13 protein-coding genes are annotated in these 14952 nt (G+C 60.0%); 7 read left to right on the top strand and 6 right to left on the bottom strand.

Features of this window, described 5'->3' with window-relative positions:
- Positions 1-425 precede the first annotated feature (425 nt).
- Complete coding sequence (locus AC6I7Z_RS11330; RefSeq protein ID WP_497815432.1) at positions 426-1994, top strand: TerC family protein; 1569 nt, start codon at positions 426-428, stop codon at positions 1992-1994.
- Between the two features lie 173 nt (positions 1995-2167).
- On the opposite strand, the gene pdeD is transcribed toward AC6I7Z_RS11330, so the two are convergent.
- From pdeD to pabB, 4 genes are all read right to left on the bottom strand, one after another.
- Positions 2168-3730 (bottom strand): cyclic di-3',5'-guanosine monophosphate phosphodiesterase PdeD, encoded by a 1563-nt coding sequence (pdeD, locus tag AC6I7Z_RS11325; protein WP_497814276.1) that lies wholly within the window; start codon positions 3728-3730, stop codon positions 2168-2170.
- A 223-nt stretch (positions 3731-3953) separates the two neighbouring features.
- Positions 3954-5318, bottom strand: a complete 1365-nt coding sequence (locus AC6I7Z_RS11320; RefSeq protein ID WP_497814275.1) for an L-serine ammonia-lyase — start codon at positions 5316-5318, stop codon at positions 3954-3956.
- A 189-nt stretch (positions 5319-5507) separates the two neighbouring features.
- Positions 5508-6074: a CoA pyrophosphatase gene (locus AC6I7Z_RS11315; RefSeq protein ID WP_497814274.1), complete on the bottom strand. Its 567-nt coding sequence runs from the start codon at positions 6072-6074 to the stop codon at positions 5508-5510.
- Positions 6071-7432, bottom strand: coding sequence for an aminodeoxychorismate synthase component 1 (gene pabB / locus AC6I7Z_RS11310; protein ID WP_497815431.1), 1362 nt, complete (start codon positions 7430-7432; stop codon positions 6071-6073). The genes AC6I7Z_RS11315 and pabB overlap by 4 nt, the downstream gene beginning before the upstream one ends.
- 109 nt (positions 7433-7541) lie before the next feature.
- On the opposite strand from pabB, the gene AC6I7Z_RS11305 reads away from it, so the two are divergent.
- Positions 7542-7727 carry a YoaH family protein gene (locus AC6I7Z_RS11305; RefSeq protein WP_033791226.1) on the top strand — a complete coding sequence of 62 codons (186 nt, stop codon included), beginning with the start codon at positions 7542-7544 and terminating at the stop codon, positions 7725-7727.
- A gap of 16 nt (positions 7728-7743) precedes the next feature.
- Here AC6I7Z_RS11305 and AC6I7Z_RS11300 read toward each other — a convergent pair whose 3' ends face one another.
- Positions 7744-8088, bottom strand: coding sequence for a RidA family protein (locus AC6I7Z_RS11300; RefSeq protein WP_033746617.1), 345 nt, complete (start codon positions 8086-8088; stop codon positions 7744-7746).
- 123 nt (positions 8089-8211) lie between these two features.
- Here AC6I7Z_RS11300 and yoaA point away from each other — a divergent pair, with 123 nt between their 5' ends.
- From yoaA to rnd, 5 genes are all read left to right on the top strand, one after another.
- Positions 8212-10119, top strand: a complete 1908-nt coding sequence (yoaA, locus tag AC6I7Z_RS11295; protein WP_033746619.1) for a DNA repair helicase YoaA — start codon at positions 8212-8214, stop codon at positions 10117-10119.
- Positions 10120-10172: 53 nt separating this feature from the next.
- Positions 10173-10871, top strand: coding sequence for a tRNA (adenosine(37)-N6)-threonylcarbamoyltransferase complex dimerization subunit type 1 TsaB (gene tsaB, locus AC6I7Z_RS11290; RefSeq protein WP_497814273.1), 699 nt, complete (start codon positions 10173-10175; stop codon positions 10869-10871).
- 63 nt (positions 10872-10934) lie between these two features.
- Positions 10935-11525: a Slp family lipoprotein gene (locus AC6I7Z_RS11285; protein ID WP_497814272.1), complete on the top strand. Its 591-nt coding sequence runs from the start codon at positions 10935-10937 to the stop codon at positions 11523-11525.
- Positions 11526-11730: 205 nt separating this feature from the next.
- Positions 11731-13407, top strand: a complete 1677-nt coding sequence (gene fadD / locus AC6I7Z_RS11280; RefSeq protein ID WP_497814271.1) for a long-chain-fatty-acid--CoA ligase FadD — start codon at positions 11731-11733, stop codon at positions 13405-13407.
- A 99-nt stretch (positions 13408-13506) separates the two neighbouring features.
- A complete protein-coding gene (rnd, locus tag AC6I7Z_RS11275) occupies positions 13507-14628 on the top strand; it encodes a ribonuclease D (protein ID WP_048784512.1) in 1122 nt (373 codons plus the stop codon).
- Positions 14629-14680: 52 nt separating this feature from the next.
- Here rnd and minE read toward each other — a convergent pair whose 3' ends face one another.
- Positions 14681-14950, bottom strand: a complete 270-nt coding sequence (gene minE, locus AC6I7Z_RS11270; protein ID WP_033746630.1) for a cell division topological specificity factor MinE — start codon at positions 14948-14950, stop codon at positions 14681-14683.
- Positions 14951-14952: the final 2 nt, after the last annotated feature.

Below are 14952 nucleotides of genomic sequence, written 5' to 3'. Positions count from 1 at the left end.
CGTAGTCAAAACATCTGAATTAATGAATCATTCTCCGGGCGTCTTAAATGAATCGGTGAGTCGCGATTTATTTTAGTGCGCGAAAAAATAATTTATGTGACGGTCGTCAGTAATCAGAGGGCTGAACTCGTCTTAAAGCGGGTTTATTGACGAATCAGCGCTGAATCATTTGTAAATGAAAGAAAATTTTTTGACGTACATTACTGGCCTGTTACATTAACGATCTGTTTATTACTCAGGAGTAACGGGTTTCAGCCCACCTTTATGGATCGTCACCGACGTCGCTTAACCACTTTGATGCGCGCATCCGCGCCTTCCTTCACGCCTGACGGCGTACCTGCAGTTCACCCGATTATCTTTCTGTCACGTCACGCCAGGACGCTGGCACGATATCGTTCAGTCTGTCTCTCGTTCAGGAGTCAATGATGGAATTTCTCTTCGACCCCTCAATCTGGGCCGGTTTGCTCACGCTTGTCGTACTGGAAATCGTGCTTGGTATCGATAACCTGGTGTTTATCGCCATCCTTGCTGACAAGCTGCCGCCGAAGCAGCGCGATAAAGCGCGTCTGATCGGCCTGTCGCTGGCGCTGGTGATGCGCCTGGGTCTGCTGTCGCTCATCTCCTGGATGGTGACGCTGACGCGCCCGTTATTTAGCGTAGGCGAGTTCAGCTTTGCAGGGCGTGATTTGATTCTGCTGGTGGGCGGGGTGTTTCTCTTGTTCAAGGCGACGATGGAGCTGCATGAGCGGCTGGAGAACCGTCAGCTTGAGCATCAGGGAAACCGCAGCTACGCCAGTTTCTGGGCGGTGGTAACGCAGATTGTGGTGCTGGACGCGGTCTTCTCGCTGGATGCGGTGATCACGGCGGTCGGCATGGTGAACCATCTGCCGATTATGATGACGGCGGTGGTGATCGCCATGGGCGTCATGCTGCTGGCCTCGAAGCCGCTGACCAACTTCGTCAACGCGCATCCTACTGTGGTGGTGCTCTGCCTGAGCTTCCTGCTGATGATCGGCCTGTCGCTGGTGGCGGAAGGCTTCGGCTTCCATATCCCGAAAGGGTATCTCTATGCGGCGATCGGCTTCTCTATTCTGATCGAACTGTTTAACCAGATTGCGCGCCGCAACTTTATGCGCCATCAGGCGCATCGCCCAATGCGCGAGCGCACCGCCGAGGCGATTTTGCGCCTGATGGGCGGTCGTCAGCGTCCGGCCCAGCCGGCGGTCAACGAAGAGTCGCCGCTGGCGCAGGCGATGCCGCAGGAAGCTTTTAAGGATGAAGAGCGCTATATGATCAACGGCGTGCTGACGCTGGCGTCGCGCTCTATCCGCAGCATTATGACGCCGCGCGGCGAAATCTCCTGGGTTGACGCCGAGCGTCCCATGGACGAGATCCGTATTCAGCTGCTCGACACGCCGCACAGCTTGTTCCCGGTGTGTCGCGGCGAGCTGGATGAGATTATCGGCGTGGTGCGCGCCAAAGAGCTGCTGGTGGCGATCGAACACGGAATGGATGTGGCGACCTTTGCCGCCGCGTCACCCGCTATCGTGGTGCCGGAAACGCTGGATCCGATTAATCTGCTGGGCGTGCTGCGCCGCGCCAAAGGCAGTTTCGTTATCGTTACCAACGAGTTCGGCGTCGTGCAGGGGCTGATTACGCCGCTGGACGTGCTGGAAGCGATCGCCGGCGAGTTCCCGGACGAGGATGAAACGCCGGATATTATTGCCGACGGCGACGGCTGGATCGTCAAGGGCGGCACCGACCTGCATTCGCTCCAGCAGCTGTTCGACGTCAACGACCTGGTTGACCCGGATGAGGATCACGCCTCGCTGGCGGGTCTGCTGATTGGTCAGAAAGGCCAGCTGCCGCTGCCGGGCGAGGTGATCGATTTGCCGCCGCTGCACTTTACTATCCTGCAGGCGACCGACTATCGCGTCGATCTGGTGCGCGTCACCAAAGATAAGCCGCACGAGGATGAGGAAGAGGAGCAGTAATCAATCTAAATCTGTAGCGGGTTTATCGAACAGACGATGATGCTGTTCAATGCGTGGGTGAGAGGGGGCGAAGAGCGAGCAAGGATGCGTAAAGCGACTTTGCGATCGGCCCCTCTCATCCACGCAGGCATCCGCTCTTACAGGCAAGCTAAACGGCGCATATGCGCCGTTTTTTACGGGGTCAGCTGCGCCTGATGCTGCGTCAGCCAGGCGGGAAAATCCTCAATCGGCATCGGCCGCGCGTAGAAGTAACCCTGCAGCAGATCCACGCCGCGCTCGCGCAAATAGGCGGCCTGCTCGGCGGTTTCGACTCCCTCCGCCACCAGGCTGATATTTAAACGCTGCGCCAGCGAAATCACCATATCGGTCACCGTCGCATTGATGGCGTCGGTGCCGATGGCCGCGGTGAAAATCTTGTCGATCTTCAGCACGTCCGGCTGCAAATCCTTCAGATAGGAGAGCGAGCTGTGCCCGGTGCCGAAATCATCGATAGCCAGGCGCACGCCGATGCTGTGCAGCTGGGAAATCACCTTCTGATCCACCACCGGCAGGGCGTCGCGCTCCGTCAGCTCCACCACCAGCTTCGGCAGCGGATTCGCCGGCCACCACAGCTGTTGCAGATCCTCGACGATGGCGCGATCGCGGAAGTGGCTGGCGGCCACGTTAATGGCGATATGAAACGACGGACAGCGCGGCAGATTCGGCAGCTGCGCCACCGCCTTATCGATCACGAAGCGCGTCAGCGGCGCGATAAGATTTTGCCGCTCGGCCAGCGGTATAAACACATCCGGCGGAATCCAGCCCTGACGCGCGTTATGCCAGCGCAGCAGCAGCTCGATACCGTCGCACTCGCCGCTCTGCGCGTTAATCAGCGGCTGACAGTAGACCATAAATTCATTCGCGGTAATGCCGTAACTGATCTGCCAGCTCAGGCTCATACGATTCGCTGTCGCCAGCCAGACGATATAGCCGATCAGCAGGCTCAGCAGCAGCGCCAGCGGCAGCTGCGACGGCAGTGACGCCAGCGCCAGGTTTGCCGGCGAAGGGCCATAGAGCGTAATGGAAAACGGATAGCGCAGCGAACCCTGATCGTAGCTGACCTCATCCTCTGACGGCATCGCCGGTTCAATCAGCGGATTGCCATACTCCAGACTCTCGCCGCCGACGCTGAAGATCGCACGCTCTACCCAGGGAAGCTGCGGCTCCAGCAGATAGGTGCTCATCAGTTCGATATTGATCACCTGTAAAATGCCGGAGCGGTTATCGAGTGACTTAGGCGTCCACAGCAGCAGGATCGGTGACCCCTTCAGCAGGTAATTGTCGGTCGTCAGCATCATGCGCTGATTATTTATCGCCAGCTCGGGATAGGTCTGGCTAAAAGGAATGGCGCGCGGTCCATAAATGCTGGAGCAGTAAATGACGTCGTTTTCTACCAGCAGCACCGCGCGCACCGTTTGCAGCGCGGAAATTTTCTCAATAAGCGGGAAACGCACATCCTGACAGGGCAAGCCGACCAGCCCCAGCGTATTGTTCGCTGAAACGTCGAGCGGCGAAAACATGCGGTCAAAGCGCTGAATGGCATTGTCAGCGAAATTGAGCGACTGCTTTTCAATACGCGATTTCTCTTCGAAGAAGCGGAAAGCCAGCGTCAATATTAAAACCACAGCGGCGATCACCAACGCGATAAAAAGTCGCTTACGGCGAAACTGTCCAACATATTGCTGGGCCAAAAGCATCAGTAACCACCTTCCACACACTAAATTAAAGCAGGATAACGGGGAGATTATCGGCAAGGCGCAAATAATGTTTAGCCATGCTGGATGAAAAAAGCGGGACTGAAATAACCGCGCGACCTGAGAAGGTCGCGCGAAACATTACTCTATCGTTAATCAACGCAATGAGGTAGGGCCGGACGCGCAATTCATGATGACCGGATAAAAAATAACCGCCGTCGGCACATTAGTCGCACTGAACTTTAATCGCCAGCCCGCCGCGCGAGGTTTCGCGATATTTGGCGTTCATATCTTTGCCAGTTTCATACATGGTTTCGATAACTTTATCGAGCGAGACGCGCGGCTCGCTGGTGCGACGCAGCGCCATGCGGGCGGCGTTGATCGCCTTCACCGAGGCGATAGCGTTGCGCTCGATGCAGGGCACCTGCACCTGACCGGCCACCGGGTCGCAGGTCAGGCCAAGGTTATGCTCCATGCCGATCTCAGCCGCGACGCAGACCTGTTCCGGGCTGCCGCCCAGCAGTTCGGTCAGTCCGGCGGCCGCCATAGAACAGGCCACGCCCACTTCGCCCTGACAGCCCACTTCCGCGCCGGAAATCGAGGCGTTCATTTTATACAGGATGCCAATGGCGCCCGACGCGAGGAAATAGCGGGTGAAAATATCGGGCGTCACGGTTTCGATAAAGTGGTCGTAATAGGCGAGCACCGCCGGAACGATGCCGCAGGCGCCGTTGGTCGGCGCGGTAACGACGCGGCCGCCGGCGGCGTTCTCTTCGTTGACCGCCAGCGCGAACATATTGATCCAGTCGATGACGTTCATCGGATCGTTGGAATGTTTGGATGACGAAGTCAGCAGGCGGCGCAGCGAGGCGGCGCGGCGCGGCACGCGCAGCGGACCCGGCAGCACGCCTTCGGTATTCAGCCCGCGATCGATGCAGGCCTGCATCGTCTGCCAGACGTCGGTAAAGTAGTCGCGGATCTCGTCGCGCGAGTGCAGCGCCAGTTCGTTCTTCATCACCAGACCAGAGAGCGACAGGCCGGTTTCGCGACAGTGCGCCAGCAGCTCTTTCGCCGAGTGGAAAGGCCAGGGCACGCTCACTTCATCCAGCGTCGACTGGCCGAAATGCTCTTCGTCGACGATAAAGCCGCCGCCGACCGAATAGTAGGTTTTGCTCAGGATCAGCAGATCGCCCGCAAAGGCGAGCAGGCGCATGCCGTTTTCATGCAGCGACAGATTCTCGCTGCGGAACACCATGCCGCCTTCGCGCGGGAAGTCTACCTCATGCGCGCCGTTGGCCAGCAGCAGCCGCTCGCGCTGCTCGACCTCTTTAATAAAGGCGGGAATGCTGTCGATATCCACCGTGGCCGGGGAGGCGCCCGCCAGCCCCATAATAATGGCGATATCGGTGTGGTGGCCCTTGCCGGTTAGCGAGAGCGAGCCGTAAACGTCTACGGCGACGCGCGTCACCTCCTGAAGTTTTCCCTGTTCAACCAGCAGGTCGACAAACTCCTTGCCTGCTTTCATCGGCCCCACGGTATGGGAACTCGACGGGCCAATGCCCACTTTGAACATGTCAAAAACGCTAATCACAGGCGACACTCCTCACAAATAATTTTTATCTCTGCCGGGGCAGTTTATGGCGCTAATAGTAATCGTCGACCCGGGTAAACGAACGCCTTTTCGCATGAAATAAACTAATCGTTCAGGCGAGAAATAGTTATCCTGCGTGGCAGGACGCATCAGATTGTTTATAAAGGATAAAAGAGAACGAAGCGGGGCTCAGAACGCAATTTGCTGACTCAGAGAGCGGATTATTCCTGCCGTCATGCCCCACACCAGATACTCTTCATAGACCGAGAGCCAGACCGGATGACGCAAACCGGCATGCTGCACCTCCAGCGAAGCGTAGCGGTTGAGCCGCAGCGCCTCTTCCAGCGGCATCTCAAAAGCGCTTTCCACCTCGTCGGGATTAATGTGCAGCGCAATCTGCGGCGAGATGATGCCGACCACCGGCGTTACGCGAAAGCCGGTGCTGCTGGTAACGGGGGCGAGCTGGCCAATAACCTTCACTTCGGCTGGATCGATGCCGACTTCTTCCTGCGCCTCGCGCAGCGCGGTCGCCACCAGCGAGGCGTCGTCCTCGTCCTGCATGCCGCCGGGAAAGGCAACCTGACCGGCGTGCTTGCGCAGCTCGCGCGAACGGCGCGTCAGCAGCAGCCCCGGCGCGTCGCGCGCGACGATCGGCACCAGCACCGCGGCCTGGCGACCCGCGGGGCGCTGCTGCGGCTTTTCCGGCTGATGAAGCATAAAGCGGGTAATAAAGGCGTCGAGCGTAAGCGGCTTCATTGATCGTCTCCGGCCAGCGCAGGCAAAATCCGGCTGACTTTGTGTAGCGTTTCCTGATATTCGGCATCCAGCTCGCTGTCGGCGACCAGGCCGCCGCCCGCCGCGCAGAACAGCTGCTGCCGCTCGGCGATCAGCGTGCGGATGGCGATGCTGGTGTCCATGCGTCCGCAGAGGCTGAGGTAGCCGATGCTGCCGCACCACGCGTTGCGGCGATGCGGCTCCAGCTCGTCGATAATCTCCATGGCGCGAATTTTCGGCGCGCCGGTAATCGAGCCGCCGGGAAAACAGGCGCGCAGCAGATCGCTGGCGTGCAGCGAAGCGGGCAGCCGCGCGCGGATGGTGCTGACCAGGTGATGCACCGCCGGAAACGGCTCGACCTCGAACAGCGCCGGCACGCTGACGGATCCCGGCGCGGCGACGCGGCCAATATCGTTGCGCAGCAGATCGACGATCATCAGATTCTCGGCGCGGTCCTTTTCCGACTGCGCCAGCGCCAGCGCTTCCTGTCGGTCGAGTTCAGGATCGGCCGCGCGCGGCCGCGTGCCCTTAATCGGCCGGGTTTCGATCTCATCGCCCTTCAGCGATAAAAAACGCTCCGGCGACAGGCTGAGAATGGCGCTGTCGGGCAGGCGTAGAAAAGCGCTGAATGGCGCGCGGTTAGCGGCGTTGAGGCGGCAAAACGCCTGCCACTCATCGCCCTGATAGCGCGCCTGAAAGCGCTGCGCCAGATTGACCTGATAGCAGTCGCCCGCCTGGATATAGGCCTGCACCGCATGAAAACGTTCGGCGTAGTCGCGGTAGCTCAGGTTGGATTGCCAGCCGCTGGTGAGCGAGAAGGGCGTCGCCTCGCGCGGCGGCCACTGTAGCAGCCAGCGCAGCCGCGCCTGCGCGTCTCCCAGCGACACCAGCGTCAGGCGCTGCAGGTGGTGATCGGCGATCAGCGCCCAGTCGTAGATGCCGATCGCCATATCGGGCGTGGTCAGATCGTCCGCCGCCTGCTGCGGCAGGCGTTCGAAACGGCGGCCGAGATCGTAGCCGAACAGGCCGAGCGCGCCGCCCTGGAACGGCAGATCGTCGCGACAGCTGGGAGGCGCGCCCAGCGCTTCGCACTGCCGCCGCACCAGCAGCAGCGGATCTTCGGCGCTCTGGCTGACGGCGCCGTTCGCGCTAATTGTCGTAAGGTCGTCGTGGGTCGCCAGCGTGGCGCGCGGATCGGCGGTCAGCATATCGAAGCGGTTATCCGCATGCTCGGCATGACCAGAGGTGAGCAGCATTGCCCAGGGAAGATGAGAAATCCTGGCGAAATGCGCGCTGAGCGCATCCTGCGTATAGTGTAGACTGAGCGTTGAGACCATTATTCGGCAAAAATCAGACATCAATGAGGGCGTTAGCCTGACATATTTTTTCCCGGCTGGCACCTGTTTGTTCCGCATGGAACCGTGCCCGCCTCGCAACCAGGAGTGAATGATGTTTAAGGGTTTACCGGCACTCTCCCACGAGCAGCAGCAGCAGGCGGTGGAGCGTATTCAGGAGCTGATGGCTGGCGGCATGTCCAGCGGAGAGGCGATTACTCAGGTCGCGCAGGAGATCCGCCAGACCCATACGGGCGAGCGGATCCAGGCGCGCTTCGAAGATGACGAGGATGAAGAGTAGCGTCCGACGCGGCAGCCTATAGCGCCGCGACGATTTTGATCTCTACTTTATACTTCGGATTCATCAGCCCGGCCTGAACGGTGCAGCGCACCGGCGCGTTGCCGGGCGACACCCACGCATCCCAGGCGCGGTTCATCGCCGCGAAATCGCTTTTTTCCACCAGAAAAATCGTGGCGTCGAGGATCTTGCTCTTGTCCGAGCCGACGCGCGTCAGCAGGGCGTCAATCACCGCCAGCGCGTTGGCGGTCTGCGCCTCGGCGTCGGCGTCGAGGTTTTCCGGCACGCTGGTGTAATAAACCGTCTGATCGTGGATAACGGCTTCAGACATGCGATGTTCGGGATCGATACGGGTAATGGTCATTGTTTCTCCTTACTTTTCCAGTTGATAGCCTGGCATAGTCCAGGGGGCGCTGTCATCAGTTGTGGAGCGGCCGGCGGAATACTGACATAATTACAGTGTTTTTGCCGAAACGGGTGAGGAAGTGTGGCGGACGATTTTGCAGTAGATGGCGCGCTGGCGCAGGCGATTGCCGGCTTTAAGCCGCGCGAGGCGCAGCGTGAGATGGCGCAGGCAGTAGAAGAGGCCGTGAAGGCCGGCGGCGAACTGGTGGTAGAGGCGGGAACGGGCACGGGGAAAACCTACGCCTATCTGGCGCCTGCGCTGCGCGCCGGAAAAAAAGTGATTGTTTCAACCGGCTCGAAGGCGCTGCAGGATCAGCTTTACGGCCGCGATCTGCCGACCATCGCGAAGGCGTTAAACTTCACCGGTAAAACCGCCTTGCTGAAAGGACGCTCCAACTACCTCTGTCTGGAGCGGCTGGAACAGCAGTCGATGGCGGGCGGCGATCTTAACGCCCAGGCGCTGGGCGATCTGGTCACGCTGCGCGGCTGGTCGTCGCAAACCGTTGACGGCGATATCAGCAGCTGCGGCGGCGTTACCGAAGACAGCCCCATCTGGCCGCTGGTGACCAGCACCAACGACAACTGCCTCGGCAGCGACTGCCCGCTCTACAAAGATTGCTTCGTAGTCAAAGCGCGCAAACGCGCGATGGATGCCGACGTGGTGGTGGTTAACCATCATCTGTTCCTCGCCGATCTGGTGGTCAAAGAGAGCGGCTTCGCGGAGCTGATCCCGGAAGCGGACGTGATGATCTTCGATGAGGCGCATCAGATCCCCGATATCGCCAGCCAGTACTTCGGCCAGCAGCTCTCCAGCCGCCAGCTGCTCGACCTGGCGAAAGACATTAATATTGCCTACCGCACCGAAGTGCGCGACGTGCAGCAGCTGCAGAAATCGGCGGATCGCCTCGCGCAGTGCGCGCAGGATTTCCGCCTGACGCTGGGCGATCCAGGCTACCGCGGCAACCTGCGCGAACTCTTCGCCGACAACAACGTGCAGCGCATGTTTACGCTGCTCGACGACGCCCTCGAGCTTTGCTACGACGTCATAAAAATGTCGCTGGGACGCTCGGCGCTGCTGGACGCGGCCTTCGAGCGCGCCGCGCTCTACCGCGGACGCCTTAAGCGGCTGCGCGCCATCAACGAGCCCGGCTACAGCTACTGGTACGAGTGCACTTCGCGCCACTTTACCCTTGCCCTGACGCCGCTCTCGGTCTCTGAACGCTTCCGCGAAGTGATGGACGCGCGCAAGGCGGCGTGGATATTCACCTCCGCGACGCTGGCGGTCAATGAAGAGATGCACCATTTCGCCGACCGTCTGGGCGTCAGCAGCGCAAAAACCCTGATCCTCAACAGCCCGTTCGACTTCAGCCGTCAGGCGCTGCTCTGCGTGCCGCGCAATCTGCCGGAGCCGAACCGTCCCGGCGGCGCGCGTCAGCTGGCGCGCATGATGAAGCCGCTGATCGACGCCAATAAAGGGCGCTGCTTCTTTCTCTGTACCTCGCACCTGATGATGCGCGAACTGGCGGCGGAGTTTCGCGCCAGCATGACGCTGCCAGTGCTGGTGCAGGGCGAAACCAGCAAAGGCCAGCTGCTGCGGCAGTTTATCGAGGCGGGCAACGCGCTGCTGGTGGCCACCAGCAGCTTCTGGGAGGGCGTCGACGTGCGCGGCGACGCGCTGTCGCTGGTGATTATCGACAAGCTGCCGTTTACCTCGCCGGAAGATCCGCTGCTGAAGGCGCGTATGGAAGATTGTCGCCTGCGCGGCGGCGATCCCTTCAGCGACGTGCAGCTGCCGGACGCGGTGATTACCCTGAAGCAGGGCGTAGGACGTCTGATCCGCGACACGGACGATCGCGGCGTGCTGGTGATTTGCGATCAGCGGCTGGTGTCGCGTCCCTATGGCGCGCTGTTTCTCAACAGCCTGCCGCCCACGCCGCGCACGCGCGATCTGGCGCGCGCCATCGCCTTCACGCAGCAGGCGAAACAGTAATTTTCCTTTGGCTGTGCTAACATGCGCGCCGTTTTAGATGACCCGAGGTTGTTATGTCTTCCCGAATCCTGGCGCTGGACACTGCGACAGAAGCCTGTTCAGCCGCGCTGCTTAATCAGCAGCAGATCGATGCCCGTTTTGAAATTGCGCCGCGCGACCATACGCAGCGTATTCTGCCGCTGATCGAAGAGCTGCTGCAGGCGCAGCAGCTGGAGCTGACGGCGCTCGACGCGCTGGCTTTCGGCCGCGGTCCCGGCAGCTTTACCGGCGTGCGTATCGGCATCGGCATTGCGCAGGGCCTCGCGCTCGGCGCCATGCTGCCGATGATCGGCATTTCGACGCTGGCGACGCTGGCGCAGGGCGCGTATCGCCAGCAGGGCGCGACGCGCGTGCTGGCGGCGATCGACGCGCGCATGGGCGAGGTTTACTGGGCCGAATATCAGCGCGACGAAGAGGGCGTCTGGCAGGGTGAAGCGACTGAAAGCGTGCTGTCGCCGGATGCGGCGCTGGCGCGCATGCAGGCGCTGGAAGGCGAGTGGTTTATCGCCGGCACCGGCTGGCAGGCCTGGCCGCAGCTGCAGCAGGGCCACGCCTTAACCCTCAAAGAGAGCGGCGTCGAACTGCCCGCCGCGGAAGATATGCTACCGCTGGCGCAGCAGGCGTGGCAGCGCGGCGCAACCGTTCAGCCTGAGCACGCTGAACCGACCTATTTGCGTAACGAAGTGGCGTGGAAAAAATTGCCGGGTCGCTGAGAACCTGCGGCGCAACTTATTGCGACAGCGCCAGTCTAACAAACATCTTTTAGGAGAATGCCTATGTCAGTATGTCATAAAGGAATGTCCGGTGTTTTGTTAGCCTGCGCGCTGCTGCTCAGCGGGTGCGTCACGGTGCCGGATGCGATTAAAGGAAGTTCCGAGCTTCCCCAGCAGGATTTAGTTCGCGTGATGAACGATCCGTCGCTCTATGTCGGTCAGGAGTCCCGCTTCGGCGGCAAAGTCGTTAAGGTCACCAATCTTACCGGCAAAACCCGGCTGGAGATCGCCACGCAGCCGCTGGACGACAGCGCCCGACCGCGTTTAGGCGCCGCTTCCGTCGGGCGTATTTACGCCGATATCAATAACTTTGTCGATCCCACCGACGTGAATAACCAGTACGTAACCGTGCTGGGCAACATCAAGGGAACAGAGAAAGGCACTATCGGCGCGGCCAGCTACAACTTCGTGGTGGTCGATGTGCGCGGCTACCAGCGCTGGCATCTGACGCAGCAGATCAACACGCCGCCGCAGCCGATCGATCCCTGGATCTGGTACGGCCCGACGCGTCGTCATCCCGGCTACTGGGGACCCAACCCTTACTGGGGCATGAACAGCGGGCCCGCGCAGGTAGAGACGATTCTGACGGAATAAGCGTTTTTCGCAAAATTTCAGGCCCGGCCGCGCCTGCCGCGACCGGGCTTTTTATTGCCGCTGAAAAGCGGGATGAAAATTAGTGATGCGCTTCGCAACCTCAGCAGGCCGAATCCGGCAAACTGGTACAATGAGTTAAAATATTGTTAATCGGCTGGGTGTTGAGGGTGCAATGGAACAACAACATATAAATCGAGGTGAACCCTTGAATAAGGTCTGGCTGAAACGCTATCCGGCAGATGTGCCCGCCGAAATTAACGCGGATCGTTATACCTCTTTGGTCGATTTAGTTGAACAGGCTACACAGCGCTACGCCGATCAAACCGCCTTTATCAATATGGGGCAGCCGCTGAGCTATCGGCAGCTGGAACAGAAGAGCCGCGCGTTCGCCGCTTACCTGCAGTCCGGGCTGGGCCTGAAAAAAGGCGATCGCGTCGCGCTGATGATGCCGAATCTGCTGCAGTATCCGGTGGCGCTGTTCGGCGTGCTGCGCGCCGGCATGGTGGTGGTGAACGTTAATCCACTCTATACGCCGCGCGAGCTCAAGCACCAGCTCAACGACAGCGGCGCCAGCGCTATCCTTATCGTCTCCAACTTCGCGCATACGCTGGAGAAGGTGGTGGCGGAGACGGCGGTGAAACACGTTATCCTGACGCGCCTCGGCGACCAGCTCACACCGGTAAAGGCCACGCTGGTGAACTTCGTCGTGAAGTACATCAAAAAGATGGTGCCGAAGTATCATCTGCCCGGCGCGGTGAGCTTTCGCCACGCGCTGCAGCAGGGGGAATCGCTGAACTATCAGCGTCCCAGCGTCGCCAACGACGACCTGGCGTTTTTACAGTACACCGGCGGCACGACCGGCATCGCCAAAGGGGCAATGCTGACCCACCGCAACATGCAGGCCAACCTGGAACAGACCAAGGCGACCTACGGCAAACTGCTGCGCGACGGCAAAGAGAATGTGGTGACCGCGCTGCCGCTCTACCATATTTTCGCGCTGACGGTGAACTGCCTGCTGTTTCTCGAGCTGGGCGGTCAGAATCTGCTGATCACCAATCCGCGCGATATCCCCGGCTTTGTAAAATCGCTGTCGAAGTTTCCTTTTACGGCGATTACCGGCGTCAACACGCTGTTTAACGCGCTGCTGAACGACGCGCAGTTTAATAAACTCGACTTTTCCACGCTGCGCCTTTCGGCGGGCGGCGGCATGGCGGTGCAGAAAGCGGTGGCGGAGCGCTGGGAAAAGCTCACCGGCCACTATCTGCTGGAAGGGTACGGCCTGACGGAGTGTTCGCCGCTGGTGTCGGTTAATCCCTATGATATTACCGAGCATACCGGCAGCATCGGCCTGCCGGTGCCTTCGACCGACGTGCGGGTGGTGGACGATCAGGGCAACGATGTCGAACCTGGCGCGCCGGGCGAGCTGTGGATCCGTGGCCCGCAGGTGATGGCGGGCTACTGGCAGCGGCCAGACGCCACCGAAGAGGTGCTGAAAAATGGCTGGCTCCTCAGCGGCGATATTGTTACCGTTGACCCGCAAGGCTTTATCCGCATCGTGGACCGCAAAAAAGATATGATCCTCGTCTCAGGTTTTAACGTCTATCCCAATGAGATTGAAGATGTCTTAATGCAGCACCCCAAAGTGCGTGAAGCGGCGGCGATCGGCGTGCCAAGCGATCTCTCGGGCGAAGCGGTTAAGGTTTGCATCGTGAAGAAAGAGGCGTCGCTGACCAAAGAAGAGCTGCTCGACCACTGTCGGCGTCAGCTGACGGGCTATAAAGTTCCGAAAATTATTGAGTTCCGCGACGAGTTGCCGAAAAGCAACGTAGGGAAAATCCTGCGGCGCGAACTGCGTGATGAGGCCCGACCCAGCGCAAGCTGACGTCAGGCAAGATTTCTGGTTGAACGCCGGCGAAGCCCGGCGTTTTTATTGATGATGAGATGGAGCGCCGCGCGCAGTCTGTCGCGGTGAAAACGAGATTTGAATTATTCCCTGATCGACCAAAATGAGCAGCTGGCCGTTGTCTGCCAGAAGGCCCGCCAGCATGCGGCCGTCGCGCTCGACACCGAATTCGTCCGCACCCGCACCTACTATCCGCAGCTGGGACTGATTCAGCTGTTCGACGGCGAACAGCTGGTGCTGATCGATCCGCTGACCATCAGCGACTGGACGCCGTTCATTGCGCTGCTGAGCGACACGCAGGTGAAAAAGTTTCTGCACGCGGGCGGCGAAGATCTCGAAGTCTTCCTGCACCGATTCGGCGTGCTGCCGCAGCCGATGATCGATACGCAGATTCTGGCGGCCTTCAGCGGCCAGCCGCTCTCATGGGGCTTCGCCGCGATGGTGGCGCATTTCACCCAGGTCACGCTGGATAAGAGCGAATCGCGCACTGACTGGCTGGCGCGCCCGCTGACGCAGCGGCAGTGCGACTACGCTGCGGCGGACGTGCACTATCTGCTGCCGATCGCCCAGCAGCTGATGACCCTGACCGAGGCGGCGGGCAATATGGCCGCGGCGCTCAGCGAATGCGACCAGCTCTGCCAGCGACGTCTCGACGTCCTGCAGCCGCAGGAAGCCTGGCGCGACATCACCAACGCCTGGCAGCTGCGTCCGCGCCAGCTGGCGGCGCTGCAGCTGCTGGCGGCGTGGCGTCTGAACGTGGCGCGCGAAAAAGATATGGCGGTCAATTTCGTGGTGCGCGAAGAGAACCTGTGGAAAGTGGCGCGCTTTATGCCGGGCTCAATGGGTGAGCTGGATCACCTTGGCCTGTCAGGCCATGAAATTCGCTTCCACGGCAAAACCCTGGTGGCGCTGGTGGCCGACGCGCAGGCGCTGCCGGAAGAGGCGCTGCCGCCGCCGCTGGGCAATCTGGTGGATCATCCGCACTATAAGAACGTATTCAAGGCGATCAAGGCGCTGGTGCAGGAAGTGAGCGAGGAGACCGGCTTTAGCCAGGAGCTGCTGGCGTCGCGCCGTCAGATCAATCAGGTATTGAGCCAGTATTGGGGACTCAAGCCGCAAACGCGCGTGCCGGAGCTGCTGGCAGGCTGGCGCGGCGATCTGTTTAAAACCCGCATCGAGGCGATTCTGGCGCAGTACTGACCGGAAACATTCCCCTGCTAAGCAGCAGGGGAATATCAGGAAACCGACACTGTCATTTGGCCGCTTCTTCCGTTTCAGGCAGCGTCACGTTCAGTTCCAGAATGGAGATATCATCGCCTTTCTGGTCAAGCTGAACGGTGACCATATCTGGATCGATCTTCACATATTTGCAAATCACTTCCAGAATGTCGCGCTTAAGCTGCGGAAGATAGTGGGGCTCACTGTCGCCCCTCCTGCGTTCTGCCACGATAATCTGCAGCCTTTCCTTGGCTATGTTGGCAGTGTTCTTCTTCCGGGATAAAAAGAAATCGAGTAATGCCATGG

The organism is Pantoea sp. X-Soil-MYKO-1289, from assembly GCF_059730625.1.
The sequence above is the reverse complement of the archived record's forward strand: the minus strand, read 5'-3'. Positions and strand labels throughout refer to the sequence as shown.